The sequence below is a fragment of the Gemmobacter nanjingensis genome (assembly GCF_014652195.1).
Taxonomy (GTDB): domain Bacteria; phylum Pseudomonadota; class Alphaproteobacteria; order Rhodobacterales; family Rhodobacteraceae; genus Gemmobacter; species Gemmobacter caeni.
Genome location: NZ_BMYI01000005.1, coordinates 64,983 through 88,836 on the forward strand (window position 1 = coordinate 64,983; position 23,854 = coordinate 88,836).

At 67.3% G+C, this 23,854-nt stretch carries 21 protein-coding genes; 16 read left to right on the forward strand and 5 right to left on the reverse strand.

Going from position 1 to position 23,854, the window contains the following annotated elements:
* Positions 1–14 precede the first annotated feature (14 nt).
* On the reverse strand, positions 15–716 hold the full coding sequence (locus IE126_RS10445; RefSeq protein WP_189380918.1) for a helix-turn-helix transcriptional regulator: 702 nt from the start codon (positions 714–716) through the stop codon (positions 15–17).
* 68 nt (positions 717–784) lie between these two features.
* Here IE126_RS10445 and IE126_RS10450 point away from each other — a divergent pair, with 68 nt between their 5' ends.
* Positions 785–1,393 carry a glutathione S-transferase family protein gene (locus tag IE126_RS10450; RefSeq protein ID WP_189380919.1) on the forward strand — a complete coding sequence of 203 codons (609 nt, stop codon included), beginning with the start codon at positions 785–787 and terminating at the stop codon, positions 1,391–1,393.
* On the opposite strand, the gene IE126_RS10455 is transcribed toward IE126_RS10450, so the two are convergent.
* The 3 genes from IE126_RS10455 to IE126_RS10465 form a co-directional block, all read right to left on the reverse strand.
* Positions 1,390–2,265, reverse strand: a complete 876-nt coding sequence (locus IE126_RS10455; protein WP_189380920.1) for a DMT family transporter — start codon at positions 2,263–2,265, stop codon at positions 1,390–1,392. The two genes, IE126_RS10450 and IE126_RS10455, sit on opposite strands and share 4 nt — an antisense overlap.
* Positions 2,266–2,341: 76 nt before the next feature.
* A complete protein-coding gene (locus tag IE126_RS10460) occupies positions 2,342–2,629 on the reverse strand; it encodes an HU family DNA-binding protein (protein WP_054302470.1) in 288 nt (95 codons plus the stop codon).
* Positions 2,630–2,775: 146 nt separating this feature from the next.
* On the reverse strand, positions 2,776–4,254 hold the full coding sequence (locus IE126_RS10465; protein WP_229825395.1) for an AMP nucleosidase: 1,479 nt from the start codon (positions 4,252–4,254) through the stop codon (positions 2,776–2,778).
* Between the two features lie 176 nt (positions 4,255–4,430).
* Between IE126_RS10465 and IE126_RS10470 the strand changes: the two genes are divergently transcribed.
* Positions 4,431–5,306, forward strand: a complete 876-nt coding sequence (locus tag IE126_RS10470; protein ID WP_189380922.1) for an SDR family oxidoreductase — start codon at positions 4,431–4,433, stop codon at positions 5,304–5,306.
* Here the strand turns inward: IE126_RS10470 and IE126_RS10475 are convergent.
* Positions 5,290–5,712 carry a MarR family winged helix-turn-helix transcriptional regulator gene (locus IE126_RS10475; protein ID WP_229825397.1) on the reverse strand — a complete coding sequence of 141 codons (423 nt, stop codon included), beginning with the start codon at positions 5,710–5,712 and terminating at the stop codon, positions 5,290–5,292. The two genes, IE126_RS10470 and IE126_RS10475, sit on opposite strands and share 17 nt — an antisense overlap.
* A gap of 161 nt (positions 5,713–5,873) precedes the next feature.
* On the opposite strand from IE126_RS10475, the gene IE126_RS10480 reads away from it, so the two are divergent.
* The 14 genes from IE126_RS10480 (at position 5,874) to IE126_RS10545 (ending at position 23,806) form a co-directional block, all read left to right on the forward strand.
* Complete coding sequence (locus IE126_RS10480) at positions 5,874–6,707, forward strand: FAD binding domain-containing protein (protein WP_189380924.1); 834 nt, start codon at positions 5,874–5,876, stop codon at positions 6,705–6,707.
* A complete protein-coding gene (locus IE126_RS10485) occupies positions 6,704–9,358 on the forward strand; it encodes a molybdopterin-dependent oxidoreductase (protein WP_189380925.1) in 2,655 nt (884 codons plus the stop codon). Before IE126_RS10480 ends, IE126_RS10485 begins: the two co-directional genes overlap by 4 nt.
* A gap of 118 nt (positions 9,359–9,476) precedes the next feature.
* Positions 9,477–10,916, forward strand: coding sequence for a 6-hydroxynicotinate reductase (locus IE126_RS10490; protein ID WP_189380926.1), 1,440 nt, complete (start codon positions 9,477–9,479; stop codon positions 10,914–10,916).
* Positions 10,916–11,752, forward strand: a complete 837-nt coding sequence (locus IE126_RS10495; protein ID WP_189380927.1) for a UPF0280 family protein — start codon at positions 10,916–10,918, stop codon at positions 11,750–11,752. Before IE126_RS10490 ends, IE126_RS10495 begins: the two co-directional genes overlap by 1 nt.
* Positions 11,745–12,326, forward strand: a complete 582-nt coding sequence (locus IE126_RS10500) for an amino acid synthesis family protein (RefSeq protein WP_108128981.1) — start codon at positions 11,745–11,747, stop codon at positions 12,324–12,326. The genes IE126_RS10495 and IE126_RS10500 overlap by 8 nt, the downstream gene beginning before the upstream one ends.
* Positions 12,323–13,699 carry a hypothetical protein gene (locus tag IE126_RS10505; protein WP_189380928.1) on the forward strand — a complete coding sequence of 459 codons (1,377 nt, stop codon included), beginning with the start codon at positions 12,323–12,325 and terminating at the stop codon, positions 13,697–13,699. Before IE126_RS10500 ends, IE126_RS10505 begins: the two co-directional genes overlap by 4 nt.
* Before the next feature lie 85 nt (positions 13,700–13,784).
* A complete protein-coding gene (locus IE126_RS10510; protein ID WP_108128979.1) occupies positions 13,785–15,074 on the forward strand; it encodes an ABC transporter substrate-binding protein in 1,290 nt (429 codons plus the stop codon).
* Between the two features lie 41 nt (positions 15,075–15,115).
* Positions 15,116–15,991 (forward strand): branched-chain amino acid ABC transporter permease, encoded by an 876-nt coding sequence (locus tag IE126_RS10515; RefSeq protein ID WP_189380929.1) that lies wholly within the window; start codon positions 15,116–15,118, stop codon positions 15,989–15,991.
* Complete coding sequence (locus IE126_RS10520; protein WP_189380930.1) at positions 15,988–16,923, forward strand: branched-chain amino acid ABC transporter permease; 936 nt, start codon at positions 15,988–15,990, stop codon at positions 16,921–16,923. Before IE126_RS10515 ends, IE126_RS10520 begins: the two co-directional genes overlap by 4 nt.
* The gene (locus tag IE126_RS10525; RefSeq protein WP_189380931.1) at positions 16,911–17,633 is read left to right on the forward strand and encodes an ABC transporter ATP-binding protein; all 723 of its coding nucleotides are present in this window, start codon (positions 16,911–16,913) and stop codon (positions 17,631–17,633) included. Before IE126_RS10520 ends, IE126_RS10525 begins: the two co-directional genes overlap by 13 nt.
* Positions 17,620–18,315: an ABC transporter ATP-binding protein gene (locus IE126_RS10530; RefSeq protein WP_189380932.1), complete on the forward strand. Its 696-nt coding sequence runs from the start codon at positions 17,620–17,622 to the stop codon at positions 18,313–18,315. Before IE126_RS10525 ends, IE126_RS10530 begins: the two co-directional genes overlap by 14 nt.
* A complete protein-coding gene (locus tag IE126_RS10535; protein ID WP_189380933.1) occupies positions 18,316–20,343 on the forward strand; it encodes a hydantoinase/oxoprolinase family protein in 2,028 nt (675 codons plus the stop codon).
* Entirely contained in the window at positions 20,340–22,019 is a 1,680-nt protein-coding gene (locus tag IE126_RS10540) for a hydantoinase B/oxoprolinase family protein (RefSeq protein ID WP_170120553.1), read from the forward strand. The genes IE126_RS10535 and IE126_RS10540 overlap by 4 nt, the downstream gene beginning before the upstream one ends.
* 545 nt (positions 22,020–22,564) lie before the next feature.
* Positions 22,565–23,806, forward strand: coding sequence for a Tm-1-like ATP-binding domain-containing protein (locus IE126_RS10545; protein WP_054302456.1), 1,242 nt, complete (start codon positions 22,565–22,567; stop codon positions 23,804–23,806).
* Positions 23,807–23,854: the final 48 nt, after the last annotated feature.

The window sequence follows — 23,854 nt, forward strand, 5'->3', positions numbered from 1 at the left end:
TGCAAATTCGTTGATCAACGAATTTGCGCCTTGCCCTGACCGCGCAGGCGGGTGTGAAACGCGCGCAGCAGCGGCACGCGGCGGGGGCGGAAGCTTTCGTCGCTTTGCGTGACATCTGACATCTGGTGCAGCTTGAATCGGCGAAAGTCGTTGCGCAAACAGCACCAGGCCAGCAGCATCAGTGATTTGTCCAGCCAGACCACCGACAGGGGCCAGATCCGGCGCTGGCTGCTTTGGCCCGCATTATCCTCATAGCGCAGGTCCAGCGCGCATTCGGCCCAGATCGCCTCACGGATCAGGCCCAGATGCGGCGGGGCGGGCTGGCGCGGCTCGAAGCGGTAGATTTCCTGTGCGGCATGCAGCGCTTGCCGCTGCACCCTTTCGGGCAGGGTGGCGATGATGCGGGCGGCGGCGGTTTCAGCCGCGCGGGCCAGTGCCGGGTCGCCTGCAAGGCGGATCTCGGCCAGCCCGAGCATCAGCGCCTCGACCTCCATCCGGGTAAACATCTGTGGGGGCAGGGCCGGATCTTCGGTCAGCGTGTAGCCTACTCCGGCCTCGCCCTCGATCCGCGCTCCTGCCGCACGCAGGCTGGCGATGTCGCGGTAAAGCGTGCGCGGCGAGACTTCAAGTTCCTCTGCCAGCCGCGCGGCTGTCGCGGGCGGCGGCAGGCGGCGCAGGGCATCCAGCAGGCGGAACAGGCGGTCGGATCGGGCCATGATGCTGACAGCTTTCGTCAGGAGGGGTGCAGCATAACAGGGGCATGCAGAAAGAAAAGGAGCCTGCCATGCTGACCCTCTGTCACGCGCCCAATTCGCGCTCCTCGCGCATCCTGACCCTGATCGAGGAGATGGGGATCAGGGATGAGGTGGCGCTGCGTCCCGTCACGATCCGCCGGTTTGACGGTTCCGGCGGGCCGGATGCGGCGAACCCGCATCCCGAGGGCAAGGTGCCGCTGCTGGACCATGACGGGACACTGATCTCGGAAACGGCGGCCATCATGCTTTATCTGACGGCACTGTTCCCACAGGGGGGCATGGCGCCGCGGCCTGGCGATCCGCAGCGGGGCGCCTTTCTTACCTGGCTGTTCTGGTATGGTGCAGTCATGGAACCCGCGCTGATCGTGGCGCGCAGCGGGCTGTCGCATCCGGCCTTCACCGCCACATGGCGCGGCACAGATGAGGTGGCGGCGCGGATTTCGGCGGCGCTGGCGCGCGGGCCGTGGCTGCTGGGTGATCGCTATTCGGCGGTCGATCTGCTAGTGCATTCGCCTTATGCCTGGTTCCGCGAGGCGACGCCGGACGACCCGGCGATCCGCGATTGGGTGGCGCGGTGTCAGGCGCGCCCGGCGGTGGCAGCGATGCAGGCGCGGGATGCGGCGCTGATGGCGGGTTAGGGCCGCGCGCGGGTCTCGCGGGCGCGCTGCACGGCAAGGATACCGGCCATGACCACCACGACCCCGGCAATGTCGGTGGCCCGGATCTGTTCGCCCAGCAGCGCGGCCGCGATGGCCACGCCAAAGAACGGGTTGAGGAAGTGAAAGCTCGATGCCTTCACCGCGCCGATCTGGCGCACCAGCGCGAACCACAGCACCGTCGCCGCGATGCCGGGCATGAAGATCTGATAAGTCATCGCTGCGATCCATTGCGGGTTCGTCGGCAGGTGCCAGCTTTCCAGCAGCCCGCCCGCGACCCACAGAACCGCCGCCCCGACCCACATCTGAAGCCCGACGATGATCCACAGATTGCCGCCCGAAGCGGCGCCGCGCAGGGTCAGCGTTGCGGTGGCCAGCGCCAGCGCGGCGGCAAGGCAGAAGACCACGCCCAGCGGGTCGGCTCCGCCGGTCAGCCGCGCCGCCATGATCAGCGCCACGCCACTGAAACCGAGGCCAAGGCCCAGTACGCCCAGCGGTGACAGCCGCTCCCCCCGGAAGGCCCAGCCCAGGGCCGCAACGATCAGCGGCATGGAAGAGGCGATGATCGCGGCCAGAGATGCCTCGATCCACTGCATCGCGATGAAGTTGAGGCCCAGATACAGCGCGTTCTGGCACAGGCCGAAGATCAGCGTTGCCCGCCATTGCGCCCGCGTCAGGCGCAGGCTTTGCCCCAGCAGCAGGCCGATGCCCACCGCAACCACGCCCGAGATACTGAACCGCAGCGCCAGCGACAACAGCGGCGGCGCCTCGGCCACGATGATGCGGGCCACGGCATAGGCCGAAGACCAGATCAGGGCGAAGCACAGGCCGGTGACAAGGGCGCGCAGGTTCACGGGGCAATCCGGGCAAAGGAAGGGCGCAAGAAAAAGGCCGCCTCGTGGGCGGCCTTGGCGAACGGCGCGGGGCCGATCAGGCGTTCACGCTGTCTTTCAGCGCTTTCGCGATGGTGAATTTCACCTGCTTGTCGGCCGGCTTGGTCACGGTTTCGCCGGTGGCCGGGTTGCGCACCTGACGTTCCGGGCGGGCGCGGCAGACTACCTTGCCAAGGCCCGGCAGCGTGACGGCGCCACCGGCAGCCACTTCACGCGCCACGATGGCGGCGATCGCATCCAGCGCGGTGCCGGCGGTTTTCTTGTCGGCGCCCATGGCTTCGGACAGGGCGGCCACGAGTTGCGTCTTGGTCATCGGTTTCGACATTTTTCTTTCCTTTGGTCTTGTCCCCGCCTTTGGGCGGAGAATAAGCCCCTCGGGGCATTGATGGACAGTGCTACACAGGTTTTCGCGGCAAAGTGCAAGCCCAGAATGCCGGGATGCGCGCCCTGCCGCGCTGCTGCATCGCAGCGTTACAGGAAGGCGGTTTCCTCGAAGCTGCGCAACTTCCGGCTGTGGATACGTTCAACCGGCATGTCGCGCAACTGTTCCATGGCGTGAATGCCGATCAGCAGATGGCGCGCAACCTGACTGCGGTAGAAATCGGTTGCCATGCCGGGCAGCTTCAGCTCGCCATGCAGCGGCTTGTCCGAGACGCAGAGCAGCGTGCCATAGGGCACCCGGAAGCGGAAGCCGTTGGCGGCGATGGTGGCGCTTTCCATGTCCAGTGCGACGGCGCGCGACTGGCTGAGCCGCTGCACCGGGCCGGACTGGTCGCGCAGTTCCCAGTTGCGGTTGTCGATGGTGGCAACCGTGCCGGTGCGCATGATCCGTTTCAGTTCGTAACCCTGCAACTGGGTCACATGTTCCACCGCGCGCTCCAGTGCGATCTGGATTTCCGCCAGCGCCGGGATCGGCACCCAGATCGGCAAATCGTCGTCCAGAACGTGATCCTCGCGCAGATAGGCGTGGGCCAGCACGAAATCGCCAAGGCTTTGCGAATTGCGCAGGCCGGCGCAGTGACCCACCATCAGCCAGGCATGTGGGCGCAGCACGGCGATATGGTCGGTCGCGGTCTTGGCGTTCGAGGGGCCGACGCCGATATTGACGAGCGTGATGCCCTGCCCGTCGGGGCGCTTCAGGTGATAGGTCGGCATCTGCGGCATCTTGGGCAGCACCACAAGATCGCCGTTAGGCGTGGTAATCTCGGCATTGCCGGGCGCCACGAACGAGGAATAGCCCGAGGCCGGATCACCCAGAACCTTGCGGGCATAGGCCTCAAATTCATCCACATAGAACTGGTAGTTGGTGAACAGGACGTGGTTCTGGAAATGCCCGGCATCGGTCGCGGTGTAATGCGAAAGCCGCGCGAGCGAGTAATCCACCCTTTGCGCTGTGAACGGCGCCAGCGGGCGCGAGCCGTCGGGATACTCGGTCAGCACGCCGTTCACGATGTCGTCGTTCGTGGTGGCAAGGTCCGGCACGTCGAACACGTCGCGCAGCGGGAAGTCCAGCACGCCCTCCTGCGGCACCAGAACGCCGGGGCGGTTGGCCAGCGCGAAATGCACCGGGATCGGGGTTTGCGACGGGCCGATGGCGATGGGCACGCCGTGGTTTTCGATCAGCAGGCCAAGCTGCTGGATCAGGTAGTTGCGGAACAGGTCGGGCCGGGTGATCGTGGCGACATAGGTGCCGGGCTGGGCCACATGGCCGAACGATAGCCGCGAATCCGCCTTGGCAAAGCTGGTGGTGACCAGCCGGATCTCAGGATAGCAGGCGCGCAGCCGCGTCTCGGGGCGGTTGCCCTGCATCACAGCATTGAAACCGGCGGTCAGATGCGCGACGGCGGCATCGTAAAGGTCTTGCAGCCGGTCAACGGCGGCGGTCGGATCGGTGAAATATTCCTGCGCCGGATCGGCCGGCGCGTTTTGCGTTTCGGTAAACTGCGTCACATCTTTTTCCATTTTTTTGATCGCCCTTTTTGCACCTTTGCCGGGGGGCAAATCAAGTCTGTTATGGGGGCGCTAACGCAGGCTGGTGAAAGCCGCGTGACATGCGGTCGCGCCGCCACGGCTTGCCAAGGGCGGCGACAGGGCCGAAAACGGGGGAAAGGGAAGGGCGGGGCAGGATGGAACGGCATTTACTGGCAATCGGTTACGGCTATTCAGCGCGGGCACTGACGCGGCGGCTTCTGGCGCAGGGCTGGCTGGTCACCGGCACCACCCGCAGTGCCGACCGCGCGGCGGCCATGGCGGCAGAGGGCGTAACGCCGCTGATCTGGCCCGGCGTCGATCTGGCCGGAGCCGTGGCGGGGGCAAGCCATATCCTGCTTTCCGCCGCGCCGGATGCGGCGGGCGATCCGGTTCTGACGGCGGCGCCGGAGGCGTTCGACCGGCCGCTGCCGGGGCTGCGCTGGCTGGGGTATCTGTCCACCACCGGGGTCTACGGCGATCACGCGGGCGGCTGGGTGGATGAGACGACACCCCTGACGCCCGGCACCACGCGCGGCCATCAGCGCGTCGCGGCTGAGGCCGGTTGGCAGGCGCTGGCCGCCGCGCAGGGTCTGCACCTGCATATCTTCCGCCTTGCCGGGATCTACGGCCCCGGTCGTGGCCCGTTCCGCAAGGTCAGGGACGGCACTGCGCAGCGGATTGTGAAGCCGGGGCAATATTTCTCGCGCATCCATGTCGAGGACATCGCGCAGGTGCTGGACGCTTCGATCAACCGGCCCGAGCCGGGGGCGATCTACAATGTCTGTGACGACGACCCATCGCCGCCGCAGGACGTGCTGACCCATGCGGCCGAGTTACTGGGAGTGGACCTGCCGCCGGTCGTGCCGATCGACGAGGCCGAGATGACGCCGCTGGCCCGCAGTTTCTATGCCGAAAGCAAGCGGGTGCGGAATGACCGGATGAAGCGCGATCTTGGCGTGCAGCTTGCCTATCCGACCTACCGGGAAGGGCTGGCGGCGCTATTGGCCGAACACCTCAGGTCAGGCGATTGAGGAGCGCCATAAGGTGCGCCCGTTCTGCCCGGTTCAGCGGTTCCATCGTGGCGGCGCTGATGCGCAGCCCGTCGGCATAGCGCGCAGAGACAAGTGCTGCGCCCGCCTCGGTCAGTGTGACGGTCAGGCGGCGTTTGTCGCCCGGATCGGCGGCGCGGGTCACAAGGCCCAGCTTTTCCAGGCGGCCCACCACGCCCTTCACCGTTGCCGCATCCATCGAGGCGGCGCGGCCGAGGTGGTTCTGGCTCAGCGGCCCTTGCTGATGCAGCCGCACCAGACAGGCGAATTGCATGGCGGTGATTTCGGGGATGTGCTGCGAGAAGATCGCAAGGTGGCGCTGCGTCACCCGCCGCAGCAGGTAACCGACCTGATCGTCCAGCACATAGGGTCCGGTTTCCTCGCTCACCCCTCTCCGATAGCGGCGGGGGGCGGCGGGGGCAAGCGCTTTGCCATCAAAACCCTTGCCATCAAAATCGTTGACAGCGGGCGGCAGATCGCCGCAGGATGTTTGCATACAAACAATCTACACGCCGTTCCCGCCCCGACCCGCAACCCGCGAGGCCGTTTGTGACCGATTACGCGCGCCCCGATACGCTTGACCAGGCGCTTGGCCTTCTGGCCGCGGGCGGATGGCGTGTGCTGGCGGGTGGGACGGATCTTTATCCCGCCACACAGAGACAGGCTTTGGGCTTTGCCGTGCTGGACCTGACCGCGCTGCCGGGGATGGCCGAGATCCGCGAAACCCCCGAGGGGCTGTGTATCGGCGCGGGGGTCACATGGTCCGCTCTGGCCGCTGCCAATTTGCCGCCCGCCTGTGCGGGCCTGCAACAGGCGGCGCGGCAGGTGGGTGGGTGGCAGATCCAGAATGCAGGCACGGTGGGTGGCAATCTCTGCAATGCCTCGCCCGCCGCCGATGGTGCGCCGCCGCTGCTTGTACTGGAGGCGGAGCTGGAGCTTGCCTCGCCCCGTGGCCCGCGCCGCCTTCCACTGGTCGAATTTCTGACCGGCGCGCGACAAACCGCGCTGGCGGCGGATGAACTGCTGCTGGCCCTGCATCTGCCGCGCAAGGCGCTGGCGGGGCGGTCGGCCTTTCAGAAGCTGGGTGCGCGGGCGCATCTGGTGATCTCCATTGCCATGGTGGCGGCGCGGCTGCGGCTGGAGGGCGGGGTGATTGCCGAGCTTGCATTATCCGCCGGGGCCTGTGCGCCGACCGCGCGTCGTCTGGCAGCGGCGGAAACGGCCTGCCGGGGTCTGCCGCTGGCCGAGGCACTGGCGCGCATCACGCCCGATCTGCTGGCCGCTGACCTTGACCCGATCAACGACGTGCGCGGCAGCGCCGCCTATCGGCTGGAGGCGGCGGCAGAACTGACCCGCCGCGCGATGATGGAGGCGGTGGCATGAGCTGCGTCAACGGCAAGCCTGTCTCCCTCAGCGGCACCACCCGACGCCTGTCGGATGCGCTGCGGGAGGAGGCGGGGCTGACCGGCACCAAGGTAGGTTGCGATGCCGGTGATTGCGGCGCCTGCACCGTGCTGCTGGATGGCGCGCCGGTTTGCGCCTGCCTCACGCCCACCGCCCGCGCCAAGGGCCGCGATGTCACCACCATCGAGGCCGACGATCTGCTGCTGACCGCGCTCCGCGCCAGCTTTCTGCGCCATGGTGCGGCACAGTGCGGCATATGCACCCCCGGTATGCTGATGACGGCGCTGGCGCTGCTGCGCCGGAACCCCGCGCCCTCGCGCGCCGAGGCTGAGGCCGCCTTGGGCGGTGTTCTGTGTCGCTGCACCGGCTATCAGGCCATCATCACGGCAGTCTGCGATACCACGCCGCCGCCCGCTGCGCCCGAGGGGCGGGTGGGGCAGGCCATTCCCCGGCTGGATGGCGCGGCCAAGGTCGCGGGCGATCTGTTCGGCGCCGATGTCTGGCAGAAGGGCGGGCTGGTGGTGCGGGCGATCCGGTCGCCTCATCCGCATGCGCGCTTCACTTTCGGCGATCTGGCGGCCTGGGCCGCGGCGCAGCAGGCACGGGTGTTCACGGCTGCCGACATCCCCGGTCGCAATGCCTTTGGCGTCATCCCGGCCTTCGCAGACCAACCCGCGCTGGCCGAGGGCACCGCCCGCTTTCGGGGCGAGGCGGTGGCACTGGTGGCTTTCGAGGATGGGGCGGAACCAGACCTTTCCAGCTTCCCGGTCAACTGGCAGTCCTTGCCGCCGGTCACGATGGCAGAGGCAGAGACGCCGGACGCGCCGCTGGTCCATCCCTCGCGTCCCGGCAATATCCTGATTGCGGGCCGTGTGCGGCGCGGCGATGCCGCTACCGCGCTGGCGGATTCCGCCTTCGTGGTCGAGGGCGAGATGCAGACCGCTTTCGTCGAACATGCCTATATCGAGCCCGAGGCGGGTGCAGCCTGGATGGAAGGCGACACGCTTTGCATCCGTGCCTGCACCCAGGCGCCGGTGATGGACCGCGACGATACCGCCGCCGTTCTGGGCCTGCCGCCGGAGCGGGTGCGCATCCTGCCCTCGGCGGTGGGGGGCGGGTTTGGCTCGAAACTGGATGTCAGCCTGCAACCGCTGATCGGGCTGGTGGCGCTGCGCACCGGGCAGCCGGTGCGGATGACCTACAGCCGCAGCGAAAGCATGACTTCCACCACCAAGCGCCATCCGGGGCGGATGCGCGCGGCGCTGGGCTGCGATGCCGAAGGGCGACTGACGGGCATGACCTTCGACGGCAGTTTCGACACCGGCGCCTATGCAAGCTGGGGGCCGACGGTGGCCAATCGCGTGCCGGTCCATGCCTCCGGTCCCTACCGGATGCCCGCCTATGCGGCCGAGGCGCGGGCGGTGCATACCCATGGTCCGGTTTCCGGCGCCTTCCGGGGCTTCGGCGTGCCGCAGGCGATGTTGCTGTCGGAAACGCTGATCGACCGGCTGGCCGAGGCGGCGGGCATCGACGCGCTGGAGTTCCGGCTGCGCAACGCCCTGCGCGCCGGCGACGAAACCGTCACAGGCCAGCGCCTCGCCGCGCCGGGCATCCATGAATGCCTGACCGCGCTGCGCCCGCACTGGCAGCGCGCCTTGGCCGAGGCGCAGGTGCCGGGGCGCGGAGTGGGGCTGGCGACCTGCTGGTATGGCTGCGGCAATACCTCGCTGCCCAATCCTTCGACCATGCGGCTGGGCCTGACCCGTGCGGGTGTGCCGGTGCTGCATCAGGGCGCGACCGACATCGGGCAGGGGTCCAACACCGTCATCCCGCAGATCGCGGCAGAGGCGCTGGGCCTGCCGCTGGCCGCCTTGCGCCTGATCGGCCCCGATACCGCGCTGACGCCGGATGCGGGCAAGACCTCAGCCAGCCGGCAGACCTTCGTCTCGGGCCGCGCGGCACAGGCGGCTGGGGCCGCGCTGCGGGCCGAGATTTTGCGGCGGCTGAACATGGGGCAGGGCGCGCGGCTGGCGCTGGAGGGCGTCACGCTGACCGGCACTGAAAACGGCCAGACCGCGCGGCTGAGCCTTGCCGCGCTGCCGGAAGACCCCTTCGGCTATGTGCTGATGGCCGAGGAAAGCTATGACCCGCCCACTGCGGCTCTGGACGAAAACGGGCAGGGCATCCCCTATGCCGTCTATGGCTTCGGCGCGCAGATGGTGGAACTTGAGGTCGATGCCGCGCTGGGGACGGTGCGGCTCCTGAAGATCACTGCGGCGCATGACCTTGGCCGCGCCATCAACCCGCTGCTGGCGCGAGGGCAAATCGAGGGCGGTATCGCGCAGGGCATCGGCCTTGCGCTGATGGAAGAATATCTGCCCGGCCGGACCGAGAACCTGCATGATTACCTGATTCCTACCACTTCGGACGTGCCGCCCATAGAAAGCCTGCTGATCGAGGTGCCGGACCCGGAAGGCCCCTTCGGTGCCAAGGGGTTGGGCGAACACACGCTGATCCCCACCGCGCCTGCGATCCTGAACGCGATCCGCCACGCCACCGGCATCACCTTGACCCGTGTTCCGGTGCTGCCGCACCGGCTGCGCACGGCGATTAAGGGGTGCCGGGAATGAACCTGCTTTTATCTTGGCAAAAATATCCTTCGGGGGTCGCCGGTTGGGCGCCATCGGTTCAAGCCCGACCGGCGACGGGCAGACAGCCCCCACGAACCTCGCCATCCGAGGCCATGCCATGACCAGCGCCGCGCCCGAGAAGATCCGCTGCGATGCCTGCCCGGTGATGTGCTACATCGCCCCCGGCCAGACCGGCGCCTGCGACCGCTATGCCAATGACTCGGGTCGCATCGTCCGCACTGATCCCCTGGTGATGCTGTCGCAGGCTCTGGCATCCGGAACGCCGGTCATCCCCTTCGCAGGTGCCGGTTGGGACGGCGCGCTGACCCCGGCGGATACGACTGTCACTGCCATCGGCGCAGGCACCACCTACCCGGATTTCAAACCCGCGCCCTTCATCATCGCCTCCCGCCCCGAAGGCGCGGACATGGTGACCGTGGTGACAGAGGCGATCTTTTCCTACTGCGGCGTCAAGGTGAAGATCGACACCGACCGCTTCCTTGGCCCCGAGGGCGCCACGGTCCGCGCGGGGGGCGAGCCGGTGGGGCATGTCACCACGGCCGAATATGGATCGCAGATGCTGTCACTGGGGGGGGTGCATCACCTCACCGGCGGCTCCAAACCCGAGGGGCGGCTGACCTGTTCCACCCTGCTGGCGCTTTGCAACCGCGAGGCGGTGGAACTGGCGATCGACGGCGGCTCGACCGTCATCGTGCAGGCAGGCCGTGCGCCGATCGTGGATGGCAAGCCCGAACACCGGATGCGTGTCGGCTGCGGCTCGGCCACCATCGGGATGTTCGCCGCGCAATGGCAGGGGCTGGTGGACGAGGTGGTGGTGGTTGACGACCACATCACCGGCGTGGTGTCGGAACATCAGGCGGGCAAGGTGATCGGCTGGCCGCCCAGCGGCATCCGCATCAAGGGGCATCGCTCGACGCCCGGCCGCTATTTCCGCGTCTCGGACCCCGGCCTTGGCTGGGGCGGCACCCGGCTGACCGACCCGCTTGAAATCCTTGGCCCGTGGGAGGCGAAGAAGGGCGCGCGGCCCGGCCTGCGTCTCTTGATGGTTTCCACCACGGGCGAGGACTGGGGGTTCTATGTCCTTGACGACAGCCTGACCCCGCGCCCCGCCCCGCTGCCCGAGGCGCTGCGCGCAACCGTCGACCTGATCGCGGAAAACTGCGAACCCTCGCTTTGCACGGTGCTGTTCATGGGCGGGGCGGGGGGCAGCCTGCGCGCGGGTGTCACGCGCAACCCGGTGCGGCTGACGCGCTCGGTGCAGGCGGGGGAAACCGTGCTGACCGCAGGCGGGGCTGAATGCTACATCTGGCCCGGCGGTGGTATCACCTTCATGGTGGATGTGACGGCGCTGCCGCCCGGTGCCTTCGGCTATGTGCCGACCCCCGCGCTTGTGGCACCGCTGGAGTTCACCCTGCCGCGCGACGCCTATCTGGCGCTGGGTGGCCATGCTGACGCGATCCGCGAGCTGCCTGACATCCTGCGCGACGGCGGCGAATACCCGACCGCCGCGCGCATCCTGCCAAAGGGAGAGGTGTGATGCCGGCTGAAGCCCGCCGCCTGCCCGATGGGCGCCTGCATCTGCATCATGGCCCGATGGACCTGATCCTTGGCGCCGATGGCACGCCCGAGGCGGTGGAGGCGGCTTTCAGTGCCGCCAGCGCCCGTTTCGCGCCGCTGCTGGATGAACTGGTGGCCGAGCTTCCCGCCCTGCGCAGCGCCTCGCCGCGGCCGCTGCGCGGCGCGACCGCCCGGCGGATGGCGCGGGCCGTCGCCCCGCACCGCCCGGCGTTCATCACGCCGATGGCCGCAGTGGCCGGGGCGGTGGCCGAGACGGTGCTGGCGGTGATGCCGCGTCCCGGCCTGACCCGCGCCCATGTCAACAATGGCGGAGACATCGCGCTGCATCTGACGCCCGGCACGAGTTACAGTGCCGCCATTGCGGGCAGCGAGACGCGCGTGACCATCCATCACGCCGATCCGGTGCGCGGCATCGCCACGTCGGGCTGGCGCGGGCGCAGCCAGTCGCTTGGCATTGCCGATGCCGTCACGGTGCTCGCGGCCAGCGCCGCCGCCGCCGATGCCGCCGCGACGATGATCGCCAATGCGGTGGACCTGCCGGGCCACCCCGGCATCACCCGTCTGCCTGCGCGGCAGGTGAGACACGACAGCGACCTTGGCGATCTGCCGGTGACGACCTCGGTCGCCCCCCTGACCGCGACAGAGGCTGCGCTGGCGCTGGCGCGGGGGGCGGCGCTTGCCCGGCGCCTGATCGCCGCAGAAGTAATTGCCGGAGCGGCGCTTTTCCTCCACCCTTGCCTGCAAACCCTCGGCCAGCCGCTGCTGGCCCCCATGCCGGAGCCCTGCCTTGGCTGATTTTCCCATCCGCAAGATCGTGACCCTGACAGAAGAGATCCGCCACGATGGCGGCCCCGTGCCCGACCAGCCGCGCCTGCGCGGCGCTGTTGTTGCGGTGGTGAAAAACCCCTTTGCTGGTCGTTTTGAGCCCAACCTGCAAGCGGCGATGGATGACCTGAAATCGCTGGGTCTTGCCATGACCGACCGGCTGATCGCCGCGCTGGGCGGGCGCGAGGGGATCGACGCCTATGGCAAGGGCGCCATCGTCGGCGCAGGGGGCGAGCTGGAGCATGGCGCGCTCTGGCACGTTCCGGGCGGCTATGCGATGCGCGAGCGGCTCGGCGAAAGCCGCGCCATCGTGCCCTCGACCAAGAAGCTGGGGCCGATGGGTGCCAGCATCGACATTCCGATCGGCCATATCAACGCGGCCTATGTCCGCAGCCATTTCGATGCGATGGAGGTCTCGGTTCCCGATGCGCCAAAGCCGGACGAGATCGCCTTCATCCTCGTCATGGCCAAGGGGCCGCGCATCCATGCCCGGATGGGCGGCCTGGAGGTGCATCAGGTGAAGGGGGAGGACGGGCTGCGATGATCCGGCGCGGCGGCCTTGCGCTTGGTCTTGCCCTCGCCCCGGCGGGGGCTCTGGCCTGTGCGCTGCCGCCGTCGATCATCCTGACGCTGCCGACCGGGCACTACATGGCCGGGGCGGCGGCTGTTGTGGTTCTGACCGCGCTCTGGGGCGGGGCCGCGCGGCGGCTGCCGGTTTTCCGGGCGCGACTGGTGCTGGAACGGCCCGTGCTGCTGCCCGAAACGCTGACCTCTTATCTCAGCTTTCTGGCGCTGATGGGGCTGGTATTTCTTGGCTTCACCGGCACGCGCGACCCGATGCACAACCTGCTGACACTGGTGTTCTGGACCGGGATCTGGGTGGCGCTGCCGCTGGCCTCGCTGATCTTCGGTAACCTGTGGCGGGCCCTGAACCCCTGGACCGGGCCTGTGCGGCTGGTGCGGCATCTGATCGGGCGCACCGGAGGCATCGGCCTTTCACGCCTTGGCCACTGGCCTGCTGTGGCGGGGCTGCTGGCCTTCCTGTGGTTCGAGCTTGTCGCGCTGTCACCCGATGATCCGCTGGTGCTGGCGCAGGTGATCGGGGCTTATTGGCTGGTCGTGTTCCTGCTTGCGGTGCTGGAGGGCGAGCATTGGGTGCAGGAGGGCGAGTTCATGACCCTCTACCTTGGTTTCCTCGCCCGGATCGCACCCCTCTGGCTGGAGATCGATGGCCGCCGCGCGCGGCTTTACGCGGGCCTGCCCGGCACGCAGATCCTGCGCCTGCCGCCGCTGACGCCTTCGGCCGTGATCTTCGTCACGCTGGCGCTGGCCGGGCTGACCTTCGACGGGCTGATGGAGACCTTTTTCTGGATGGCGCTGATCGGCGAGAACCCGCTGGAATTTACTGGCCGATCCGCCGTGCAGGGGGTGAACACGCTGGGTCTGCTGGCGGTCTGGGCGCTGACGGCGGGCAGCATTCTGGGTGCACTGGCGCTGGGGCGGCGGCTGGGGCGACACACCGGGCCGTTCTGGGCAAGTGCGGGGCCGGCGATGTTGGCCTTCCTTGCCATCGCGGCGGGCTATCACGCGGCGCATTATCTGGTGACGCTGCTGACCTCGGGTCAGTATGTGCTGGCGGCGATGAATGACCCGTTCTTCCGGGGGGACGCGCTCCTGGGGCTGGAGCCGTTCTTCGTGGGCTTCGGCTTCCTGACCGATCAGGCGGCGATGACGGCGATCTGGAACAGCCAGTTCGCCCTGATCCTTGGCGCGCATCTTCTGGCGTTGCTGCTGGCACTGCACCTGTCGGCGCGGCTGGGCGATACCCGCGCCATCGCGCATCTGCCGATGACCGCGCTGATGGTAGGATACACGGTTCTTGGACTCTGGCTCTTGTCCTCGCCCAGGGGGGTGTGAAACAAGTCATTGCAAATAATGCTGTTTTTATTTGCAGGCATACAAATCATACGGGCAGCACGCCCGGCCAACAGGGGAGACGATAATGACGACCGACCTCGCAGGCCTCAAGACCAACCGCCGCACCGTTCTGGGCGGCCTTGCCGCCGGGGGCGCGCTGATGCTGGGCGCGGCGCCCCGCTTCGTGCAGGCGCAATCCTCGGCCCCGATCAAGCTGGGATTCCAGCTCCACCGCACCGGAATCGGCGCCGCCTATGGCCGCTGGTATGAACGCACCACGCAAGCGGCGCTGAAGCTCCTGAACGATCAGGGCGGCATCAATGGTCGCCCGGTCGAAATCGTGTTCGAGGATGACGGCACCGACCCCAAACGCGGCGCCGAAGTGGTGGAAAAGCTGACGACGCAGGCCGGGTGCGACCTGATCCTCGGGCCGCTGTTCAGCCATGTCGTCATCGGCTCTGCCCCCCGCGCGGGCGAGTTGAAGGTGCCTTATCTGGTCTGCTCCGAAGGCTATCACGTTGCCAGCGGCATGCTGAACCGCTGGACGCTGCAACCGGGCATTACCGATGTGCGCGCGCAGGTCAGCTCCATGGCGCCCTGGGTCATGCAGAACCTCGGCAAGAAGGTCACGATGGTTTTCCCTGACTATGCCTTCGGCCATGACCACCGCGATTTCTTCACCGAGGCGGTGAAGGCGCAGGGCGGCGAGGTGATCGCCCAGATCGCTATCCCGCCGACCGAGACCAGCTTCACCCGCTATCTGCCGCAGATCCCGGCAGAGACCGAAGTGCTCTATCATGTCATGGTCGGCCCCGCCGTCCTGACCTTCGTGAAGGAGTTGGGCGAGTTCTACGGCAGCGGCGCCCGTCCGCAGATCTTTGGCTTCATCGACAGCCTGGAGGCGGTGGATATCGCAGCACCCGGGCTGGAGTTTCTGGAAGGCACGCATTTCTGGGAAGGCCATTGCCGGGTGAAACAGGCGGATGCGCCGGAATGGGAAAGCACCTATCGCGCCGCCGTCGGGGTGGATGACAACGGCGCTTCGGTCAGCGATGCGCGGGATGTGTCGACCTATGCCCATATGTTTTCCTGCTGGGAAACGCTGTTCGTCATCAAGAAGGGAATGGAGGCCTCGGGCTATCAATCCACCGCCGACCGGCAGAAATTCGTCGAGGCCATCGAGGCGATGACGGCTTTCGACGCCGGGCTGGATCATGTGCAGGGCGCCAAGACCTTCAACGGCAAGACCCATCAGGTGTTCGGCCAGCAATTCATCTCGAAGGTCGAGGGCGGCAAGCTGATGCGGGTGCATGCGACCTCGATCGAGGACGGCATGTATCCCGATGCGGTGGATTACACCGCGCAAAGCTTCTGAAAGGGGACAGGCGGGGGCGTTCAAGTCCCCGCCGCTGACATATGGGAACAGGACCGTTTCTTCTGCTGGCCTCGCTTGAGGGCATGGTGATGGCCGCCGTGCTGGCGCTGAGCGCCGTGGGGCTGAGCCTCACCTTCGGGGTCATGCGCGTGGTGAATGTGGCGCATGGCGAGTTCTTCATGCTGGGCGCCGTGCTGGCCTGGGTGGTGGTGCAGGCGGTGCCCTCGGCCCCGCTGGGCTTTGTCGCGGCGCTGATCCTGTGCCCGCTGGTGGTGGGCGCGGTGGCGGCGCTGGCCGATACCGCAATCCTCAAGCGCCTGAACTATGACCCCGAGGCGACCATTGTGGCAACCATCGGGATCTCCTACATCCTGCAACAGGGGGCGCTGAGCTTCTTTGGCCCTGATGCCCGAGCGGTGGAGGCGCCGTTCAGCCTGCGGCTGCAATTCCCGTGGTTCGGCTATTCGGGCTACAAGCTGTTCGTGGTGATCGCCGCGGGGCTGGTCCTGCTGGCGGTCTGGCTGTTCATGACACGCAGCCGCGCGGGGCTGGTGATGCGCGCGACGCAGGTGGACCGCAACACCGCCCGCGCCTTCGGGATCAATGTCGATCGCGTCTATGCGGGCACCTTCGCGCTGGGCGCGGCGCTGGCCGCCGTGGCGGCGGTGCTGATCGTGCCGATCCAGCAGGCGCATTACCTGATGGGGCATGACCCGCTGCTCCTGAGCTTCATCGTCGTCATCATCGGCGGGCTGGGGTCCATCCGCGGCACGCTGATCGCGGCGCTGCTGATCGGGCTGTCGGATGGCATCGTCTCGATGTTCTTCACGCCGACGCTGGCCAAGATCGTGGCAACGCTGGCGGTGGCGCTGGTGCTGGTGTTCCGCCCGCAGGGCCTGTTCGGGGCGCGGGCATGAGGGCGCTGTCGCTGCATTTGGCGGTTCTGGCCCTGCTGCTGGCGCTGCATTTCGTGCTGCCCGCCTATCATCACGCCAATCTGGCGCGGATCATGGTGCTGGCGGTCTTTGCCATGGGTTATAACATTGCCTTCGGCTATACGGGGCTTCTGAGCCTTGGCCACGCGTTGTTCCTGTCGGCGGGGATGTTCGGTGCGGGGTTGCTGATCCAGCATTTTGGGCTGACCGCCGCGCCTGCTTTGCTGATCGGAACACTGGCCGGGGCGGCCATGGCCGCCTTTACCGGCCTGCTGGCGCTGCGCACCGCCGGGGTGAGCCTGATGATCGTCACGCTGATGTTCGCGCAGGCGGGGTATCTGACGTTGCTGTATTTCGGTGCGGTCACCGGCGGGGACGAAGGTTTCCCGGTGCCCGCCGCCGGGCGGGTGGCTTTCGGGCTGAACCTTGCGGCAGAGGGGCCGCGCTATCTGGTGGCGCTGGGCCTGTTCGCGGTCGCGCTGATGGGCAATCTGGCGCTGGTGCGGTCGCGCTTTGGCCGCGTCATGGTCGCCATGCGCGAGAACGAGGAACGCAGCCGCATGCTGGGCTACAACCCCTTTGCGGTGAAGCTGGGGGTGATGGTGCTGTCCGGCCTTTACGCCGGGGCGGCGGGGGCCTTTTACGGGGTGATGTTCGGCTATGTCGGCGCGACCTTCGCGACCATCCCCTATTCCATCCTGCCGCTGCTTTACGTTCTGCTGGGCGGGGCGGGGGTGACCCTGGGGCCACTTCTGGGCGCCGTTCTGATGTTCTATCTGATCGACCTCGCCTCAAGCCACACCACGGTGCAACTGGCCGTGACCGGGGGCGCGCTGCTGGTGTTGGTGCTGTTCGCGCCGAAGGGCATTCTGGGCAGCTTGCGGGAAAGGGGGCTGGTATCATGGCTTCCGTGATCTTGCAGGCCGAGGGGCTGAAGCGGCATTTTGGCGGGCTGAAGGCCGTGGATGGCGTCGATCTGGCGCTGAACGCGGGCGAGATCCATGCGCTGATCGGGCCGAACGGCGCGGGCAAGACCACGCTGGTCAGCCTGCTGTCCGGGCGGCAGGTGCCGGATGCCGGGACCATTCGCTTTGACGGCACCGACATCACCCATATGCCCGCGCACGAACGGGTGCGGCGCGGCATCGGCTATACCTTCCAGATCACCGCGATCTATGCCGGGCTTTCGGTCTTCGACAACCTCGCACTGGCGGTGCAGCGTGGTCATCCCCGCGACTTGCCCCGCGCGGTGACCGAGGCGGCGGCGCGGGTCGGGCTGGAGGATCTGCTGCCGCAAATTGCCGGAACGCTCAGCTACGGGCACCAGCGGTTGCTGGAGATCGGCATGGGCCTTGCGCTGCATCCCCGGCTTCTGATCCTCGACGAGCCGACGCAGGGCTTTGCGGCGGGCGAGATCGAGGGCTTCATGGCGCTGGTGCGCGGGCTGGTGCCGGAAACGACCGTGCTGCTGATCGAACACAACATGGATGTGGTCATGGCGCTGGCCGAACGGATCACGGTTCTGGATCAGGGGCGCGTGCTCGCCTCGGGCCTGCCGGCCGAAATCCGCGCGAATCGGGCGGTGCAGGACGCCTATCTGGGGGGCACCCATGCTGGTGATTGAGGGGCTGACCGCAGGTTATGGCGGCGCGCCGGTGCTGCATGGGGTGGGCCTTGGCGCCGCGCCCGGCAAGGTCACCTGCGTCATGGGCCGCAATGGCGCGGGCAAGACCACGCTGATGCGCGCGATCATGGGCCAGTTGCGGGCGTCCTCGGGCACCATCCATCTGGATGGCGAGGCGCTGCATGGCCTGCCCGCGCATGAGGTGCCGCGTCATGGCGTGGCGCTGGTTCCACAGGGGCGGCGGCTGTTCGGGCCGCTGACCGTGGCCGAGAATATCGAGATTGGGCTGATGACCCGCCGCAAGGGCCGCGCGGTGCGCGAGCATGTGCTGGACCTGTTCCCCCGCCTGCGTGAACGGCTGGACCAGCAATCGCGCACGCTGTCGGGGGGCGAACAGCAGATGCTCGCGCTGGCCCGCGCGCTGTGTCTGGAGCCCAAGGTCTTGCTGCTGGACGAACCGACAGAGGGGTTGCAGCCCTCGATGATCCGGCTGATCCGCGACACCGTGTTGAAGCTGAAGGCGACGGGCGTCGCCGTGGTGCTGGTGGAACAGCGGGTGGAGGCGGTGCTGGAGGTCGCGGACAGCGTGGCCTTCATGGCGCAGGGCCGGGTGACCGAGGTGTTGCCGGCCCATGGGTTGACGCCGCAATCACCGCAATTCGCAACCTGGGTGGGGGTGTAGATGGCCGGGCTGGTTGCAGGGGTCGATGTCGGGGGGACGTTCACGGATCTGGTGATCTTCGATCCCGGCTCGGGCGCGGTGCGTCTGGCCAAGGTGCCGACGACGCTGGACAATCAGGCGCATGGGGTGATGGCGGCCTTTGATGCCGCCGGGGCCGACCTGGCGCAGGTGGCGCTTGTGGTGCATGGCACCACGACCACCACCAACGCGGTGCTGGAGCGCAACCTTTGCCGCACGGGGCTGATTACCACCGAAGGCTTCCGTGACGTGCTGGAACTGGGTCGCCGCACCCGGCCGCAGCCCTATGGCATGACCGGCCGCTTCGTGCCGGTGATCCCGCGCGACCTGCGGCTGGAAGTGCCTGAGCGGATGGATGCCGAGGGCCGTGTGATCACCCCGCTGGACGAGGCTGCGTTGCGCGACGCCATTACCGCGCTGGTGGCGGCGGGTTGCGAAAGTCTGGTGATGCACTTCCTGCATAGCTACGCCAATCCCGCGCATGAACTGCGCGCGCTGGAGATCGCGCGCGAGCTTTGGCCCACGCCCTATATCACCGCCGGGCATCAACTGCTGTCCGAAAGCCGCGAGTTTGAACGCGGCGTGACGGCGGCGGTGAACGCGGCGGTGCAGCCCTTGCTGGAGCGTTACGTCTCGCGCCTCGCGGCGGAACTGAAGGGCAGGGGCTACCGTGCTGAGCTTCTGGTGATGAACGGCAATGGCGGCATGGTCAGCGCAGCCCATGTCTCGCGTGAAGCGGTGAAGACCGTGATGTCCGGCCCTGCATCCGGCGTCATGGCGGCCTGCTATACCGGGCAGCGCGCCGGGATGGCCAATCTGATCACCTATGACATGGGCGGCACTTCCACCGATGTGGCGCTGATCCGCGATGCGCGCCCGCCGGTCTCGAACGAGATCGAGGTGGAATATGCCATGCCGATCCATGTGCCGATGGTGGATGTGCGCACTGTCGGCGCCGGTGGTGGCTCCATCGCGCGGGTCGATGCGGCGGGGATGCTGCGGGTCGGGCCGGAAAGCGCGGGCGCGATGCCCGGCCCGGTCTGCTATGGCCGGGGGGGCACGCAGGTCACGATTTCGGATGCGAACCTGATCCTTGGACGCCTGCCTACCGAACGCTTTGGCCAGGCGGCAGAAGCCGCCCGCGCCGCGATGGATGATCAGATCGCCCGTCCGCTGGGCCTGTCGGTCGAGGCGGCGGCCGAGGCGGTGCTGCGCATCGCCAATACCCATATGGCGGGGGCGATTCGTATGGTGTCGATCTCCATGGGGGCGGACCCGCGCGATTTCGCGCTGTTCGCCTTTGGCGGGGCGGGGCCGCTGCATGCGGCGGAACTGGCGCGCGAACTCGCCATTCCGCGTGTGCTGATCCCGGCGCGGCCGGGGATCACCAATGCGCTGGGCTGCACGGTGGCCGATCTGCGCCACGATTTCGTGCGCACGGTGAACCGCCCGCTGGATACGGTGGATATGGCGGAGGTCCATGCCCTCTGGGAGGGGCAAGAGGCGCAGGGCCGGGCGTTGATCGCGGCCGAGGAGGTGGCGCTGACCGGGGTGGAGGCCGAGTTTTCCGCAGATATGCAATTCGTCGGGCAGACCCATCTTCTGCGTGTGCCGCTGCCCGATGGCACCCCCTCGCGCGCCGATCTTCAGGCGCGGTTCGAGGCCGCCTATCACGCCCGGTTCCGTGTCGATCTGCCGGAGATTCGTGCCAATCTGGTGAACCTGAATTGCAGCATTATCGGCCGCCGCCCTGATCTGGACCTCTCGCGCCTGATCGACCCGGCGGGGCGGCGCGATCTGGCGGGCGCCCTGACGGGACGGCGGCAGGTCTGGTTCGGCGGCTGGCAGGATGTGCCGGTCTACCGCCGCGAATGGCTGCCCGCCGATGCGGCGCTGAATGGTCCCGCCATCATCGAACAGATGGATACGACGACGCTTCTGCCCCCCGGTGACCGGATGGCGACGGATGCGATGGGCAATCTGATCCTGCAAATCGGAGGCTGCGCATGATTGATCCGGTGACACTCGCCGTCATTCAGGCGGGGTTGCAGCAGGTCTGCGACGAGATGGACCTGACCTTTTCGCGCGCGGCCTTCTCGCCCGTCATTGCCGAGGCGGATGACCGTTCCGATGGTATCTATTCGGCGGAAGATGGCAGCCTGATCGCGCAAGGCGCGCGGGGGCTGCCGGTTTTCGTGGGCACGATGCAATTTTCCACCCGCCACCTGATAGGGCGCATTGCCCGCGGTGAGACAGCGGCCCCTGAGCCCGGCGACATCTATATCGTCAATGATCCCTACCTTGGCGGCACGCATCTGATGGATGTGCGCTTCGCGCTGCCCTTCTATCGGGGCGGGCGGCTGTGGTGCTGGCTGTCGAACACTGGCCACTGGCCTGATACCGGCGGCGCGGTGCCCGGTGGCTTTTCCGCCTCGGCCACGGCGGCAGAGCAAGAGGGGCTGCGCCTGCCGCCGGTGAAGCTGTTCAAGCGGGGGGAAATGGACCGCGAGATCTGGCAGATCATCTGTTCCAACATCCGCGTGTCCGGCCAGCGCATCGGGGATGTGAAGGCACAGGCGGCGGCGCTTCTGGTCGGGGCCGAACGGCTGGGTGCGCTGATGGACCGTTACGGGGACGATACCGTGGCTGGGGCGATTGCCGAGATGCGGGCGCTGGCTGCACGGCAGATGCGCGCGAATATCGCGCTGGTGCCCGACGGGACTTATGCCGCGAAAGCCTGGGTGGACAGCGACGGTGTGGTGAACGAACCGCTGGAAATCGCGCTTTCGGTGGCAAAGGCCGAAGACGGGCTGGTTTTCGATTTCACAGGGTCGTCGGCGCCCTGTGCCGGGCCGATGAACTCGGTCCGCGCCACCACGCTGTCCTCGGTCTATCTGGCGATGCGGCATATCTTTCCCGATGTGCCGATCAGCGCCGGCGCTTTTGAACCACTGGAGGTGCGGGGCATCAAAGGCACCTTCCTTGATGCCCATTACCCGCGCCCCGTATCGGGCTGCGCCGCCGAGGTCAGCCAGCGCATCGCCGAAGCCGTCTTTGCTGCCATGGTGCAGGCGCTGCCCGAGAAGGTGACCGCCGCACCGGCCGGGACCAGCGGCAATTTCGGCCTTGGCGGGCATGACCCGGAAAAGGGCCGTGACTATGTGATGTATCAGATTTCCGGCGGCGGTTACGGCGGCAATGCCGACCATGACGGGCTGTCAAACGGCTGTTCCACCATCGGCATTTCCAAGGCGCCGCCGGTCGAGATCATGGAGCAGAACTTCCCTGTGCTGTACCGCCGCTACGCGTTGCACGAAGGCTCGGGCGGGGCGGGGCGGCACCGGGGTGGCTTCGGGCTGGATTACGAGATCGAACTCCGGCGTGGCACGGCCCGGGCGAGCTTTGTGATGGATCATGGGCGCAGCGGGCCTCAGGGCGTGCTGGGCGGGCAGGATGGCGGGGTGAACCGGGTCGAGGTGATCCGGGGCACCGAGGTCTGGGTGCCGCCACATCTGTCCAAGGCGCAGGATGTGCCGTTGCAGCCGGGTGACCGCGTCCGTGTCCGCACCCCTGGCGGTGGCGGCTACGGCGACCCCGCCACGCGGGCCCCCGGAGCGGTGGCCGAGGATTTGCGCCTGGGGCGCTACAAGGATGAGGCGGCAGCCCGTGGACGGGGGCAGGGGTAGCGAACCGGCTTTGCGGGTGTTTCGACAGGTCTTGTTGCGGGTGTTGACCGTGATCTGACGCGAGACGGCGCAAGCGCGCGTCCGTGACCTGCCCGCCATAGGTCAGGCGTTCTGCGCATGTTCAAACGAGTCTGGCTGACGCGCTTGGCCCGGCAGGGCAGGTTGTCCGCCCGGGAAGGGTCCGCATTCTGCGGGCATACTGGCCAAGGCCAGCGTGGCCAGTGGTTGCTGCCTTATGCTGTGCCGTTTCAGGAGCCCTGGGCGGGCCTTTCGTCGTAAGGCGCGTTTTGCTTGCTGTTTGCGACTGTTCAACCAAGCGAGGCTTGACAGAAAACGGTATCAAATGCAACGAATGTGCATCTCAGGTGATGATATTGAAGCGCCCGAGTCGGGTGGGCGTGAGGAGAGACCCGGAGAAGCACGAGGGTAGCGGTGGCGTGGCAGACCAGATCGGTCGGGCGTGCCGGTGCCGGAATGCCAGATGTGGTGCCGGGGCAGAGACGGGGGCAACCCGCAGTCCGGTGCTTGGACCAACAGGAGAATTTATGGCTGCGACGAAAACCATTCTGGTGATCGGAACCTACGACACGAAGGATCAGGAACTGCACTATGTCGCCGATAGCATCCGGCGCATGGGGGGGCAGGTGCTTTCGATGGATGTCAGCGTGCTGGGTGATCCGTCCAACCCCACCGATGTCTCGAAACATCAGGTCGCCGCAGCGGCGGGTAAGTCGATCGGGGATGTGATCAATGCGGGCGACGAGAATCTTGCCATGCAGATCATGGCGGCAGGTGCCAGCCGCATTACCGCCCAGCTTTATGCCGAGCGCAAGATCGACGGCCTGATCGGGCTGGGCGGCACGATGGGCACCGATCTTGTGCTGGATTGCTGTCAGGCGTTGCCGTTGGGCGTGCCGAAATATGTGGTCTCCACGGTGTCATTCTCGCCCCTGATCCCCACCGACCGGCTGTCGCCCGATATCCAGATGATCCTGTGGGCCGGCGGGCTTTACGGGCTGAACTCGGTCTGCCGGTCGTCGCTTTCGCAGGCCGCTGGGGCCGTGCTGGGCGCCGCGATGGCGGTGGAGCAGCCCCGACGTAACCGGCCGGTCGTCGGGATGACCAGCCTTGGATCATCCTGCCTTAAATACATGAAATACCTGCGTGAACCTCTGGAAGAACGGGGATTTGAAGTGGCGGTGTTTCATGCCACCGGCATGGGGGGAATGGCCTTCGAGGCGCTGGCGCGGCAGGATTATTTCGCCGTCGCGCTGGATCTCGCGCTGCCTGAGGTCGGCAATCTGATGGTGGGGTCGGTCGCCCATGCGGGCAAGGACAGGCTGACCAATGCCGGATTGGCCGGCGTGCCGCAGATCGTTGCGCCGGGCTGCACCGACCTGATTGACTTCGCAGGATGGCAAGCCATTCCCGACGCCTATGCCGACCGGCCCTTCCACGCGCATAACCGGCTCATCGTGTCGTCGGCTCTGTCAGGCGACGAACGGCGGGCGCTGATCCGCGACATTGCCGAACGGCTTTCGAAGGCCACAGCGCCCGTGAAATTCCTGATGCCGCTGCACGGGGTCGAGGAATGGGATCGCGAGGGGCAGGCGGCGCATGATCCCGACGGACTGGCCGCGATGGCTGATGAGGTGCGCAAGGCGGTCGCGGCGCCGGTCGATCTGCGCGAGCTTGACTGCCACATCAATGACGCCGCTTTTGCGCAGGAAGTGCTGGCGATCATTGATGCCTGGGTGGCGGATGGCACGATCCGCATGGCCGCCTGATCCGGGCGGGGGGGCTCGATGCGACGGGGCTGCGCCCCCTGCCCAAAG

Coding starts and splice junctions, on each gene's coding strand:
- IE126_RS10515 (WP_189380929.1), top strand. CDS start 15,116: ATGGGAACAGGACCGTTTCTTCTGCTGGCCTCGCTTGAGGGCATGGTG.
- IE126_RS10450 (WP_189380919.1), top strand. CDS start 785: ATGCTGACCCTCTGTCACGCGCCCAATTCGCGCTCCTCGCGCATCCTG.
- IE126_RS10490 (WP_189380926.1), top strand. CDS start 9,477: ATGACCAGCGCCGCGCCCGAGAAGATCCGCTGCGATGCCTGCCCGGTG.
- IE126_RS10520 (WP_189380930.1), top strand. CDS start 15,988: ATGAGGGCGCTGTCGCTGCATTTGGCGGTTCTGGCCCTGCTGCTGGCG.
- IE126_RS10540 (WP_170120553.1), top strand. CDS start 20,340: ATGATTGATCCGGTGACACTCGCCGTCATTCAGGCGGGGTTGCAGCAG.
- IE126_RS10495 (WP_189380927.1), top strand. CDS start 10,916: ATGCCGGCTGAAGCCCGCCGCCTGCCCGATGGGCGCCTGCATCTGCAT.
- IE126_RS10545 (WP_054302456.1), top strand. CDS start 22,565: ATGGCTGCGACGAAAACCATTCTGGTGATCGGAACCTACGACACGAAG.
- IE126_RS10535 (WP_189380933.1), top strand. CDS start 18,316: ATGGCCGGGCTGGTTGCAGGGGTCGATGTCGGGGGGACGTTCACGGAT.
- IE126_RS10505 (WP_189380928.1), top strand. CDS start 12,323: ATGATCCGGCGCGGCGGCCTTGCGCTTGGTCTTGCCCTCGCCCCGGCG.
- IE126_RS10530 (WP_189380932.1), top strand. CDS start 17,620: ATGCTGGTGATTGAGGGGCTGACCGCAGGTTATGGCGGCGCGCCGGTG.
- IE126_RS10460 (WP_054302470.1), bottom strand. CDS start 2,629: ATGTCGAAACCGATGACCAAGACGCAACTCGTGGCCGCCCTGTCCGAA.
- IE126_RS10510 (WP_108128979.1), top strand. CDS start 13,785: ATGACGACCGACCTCGCAGGCCTCAAGACCAACCGCCGCACCGTTCTG.
- IE126_RS10485 (WP_189380925.1), top strand. CDS start 6,704: ATGAGCTGCGTCAACGGCAAGCCTGTCTCCCTCAGCGGCACCACCCGA.
- IE126_RS10470 (WP_189380922.1), top strand. CDS start 4,431: ATGGAACGGCATTTACTGGCAATCGGTTACGGCTATTCAGCGCGGGCA.
- IE126_RS10445 (WP_189380918.1), bottom strand. CDS start 716: ATGGCCCGATCCGACCGCCTGTTCCGCCTGCTGGATGCCCTGCGCCGC.
- IE126_RS10525 (WP_189380931.1), top strand. CDS start 16,911: ATGGCTTCCGTGATCTTGCAGGCCGAGGGGCTGAAGCGGCATTTTGGC.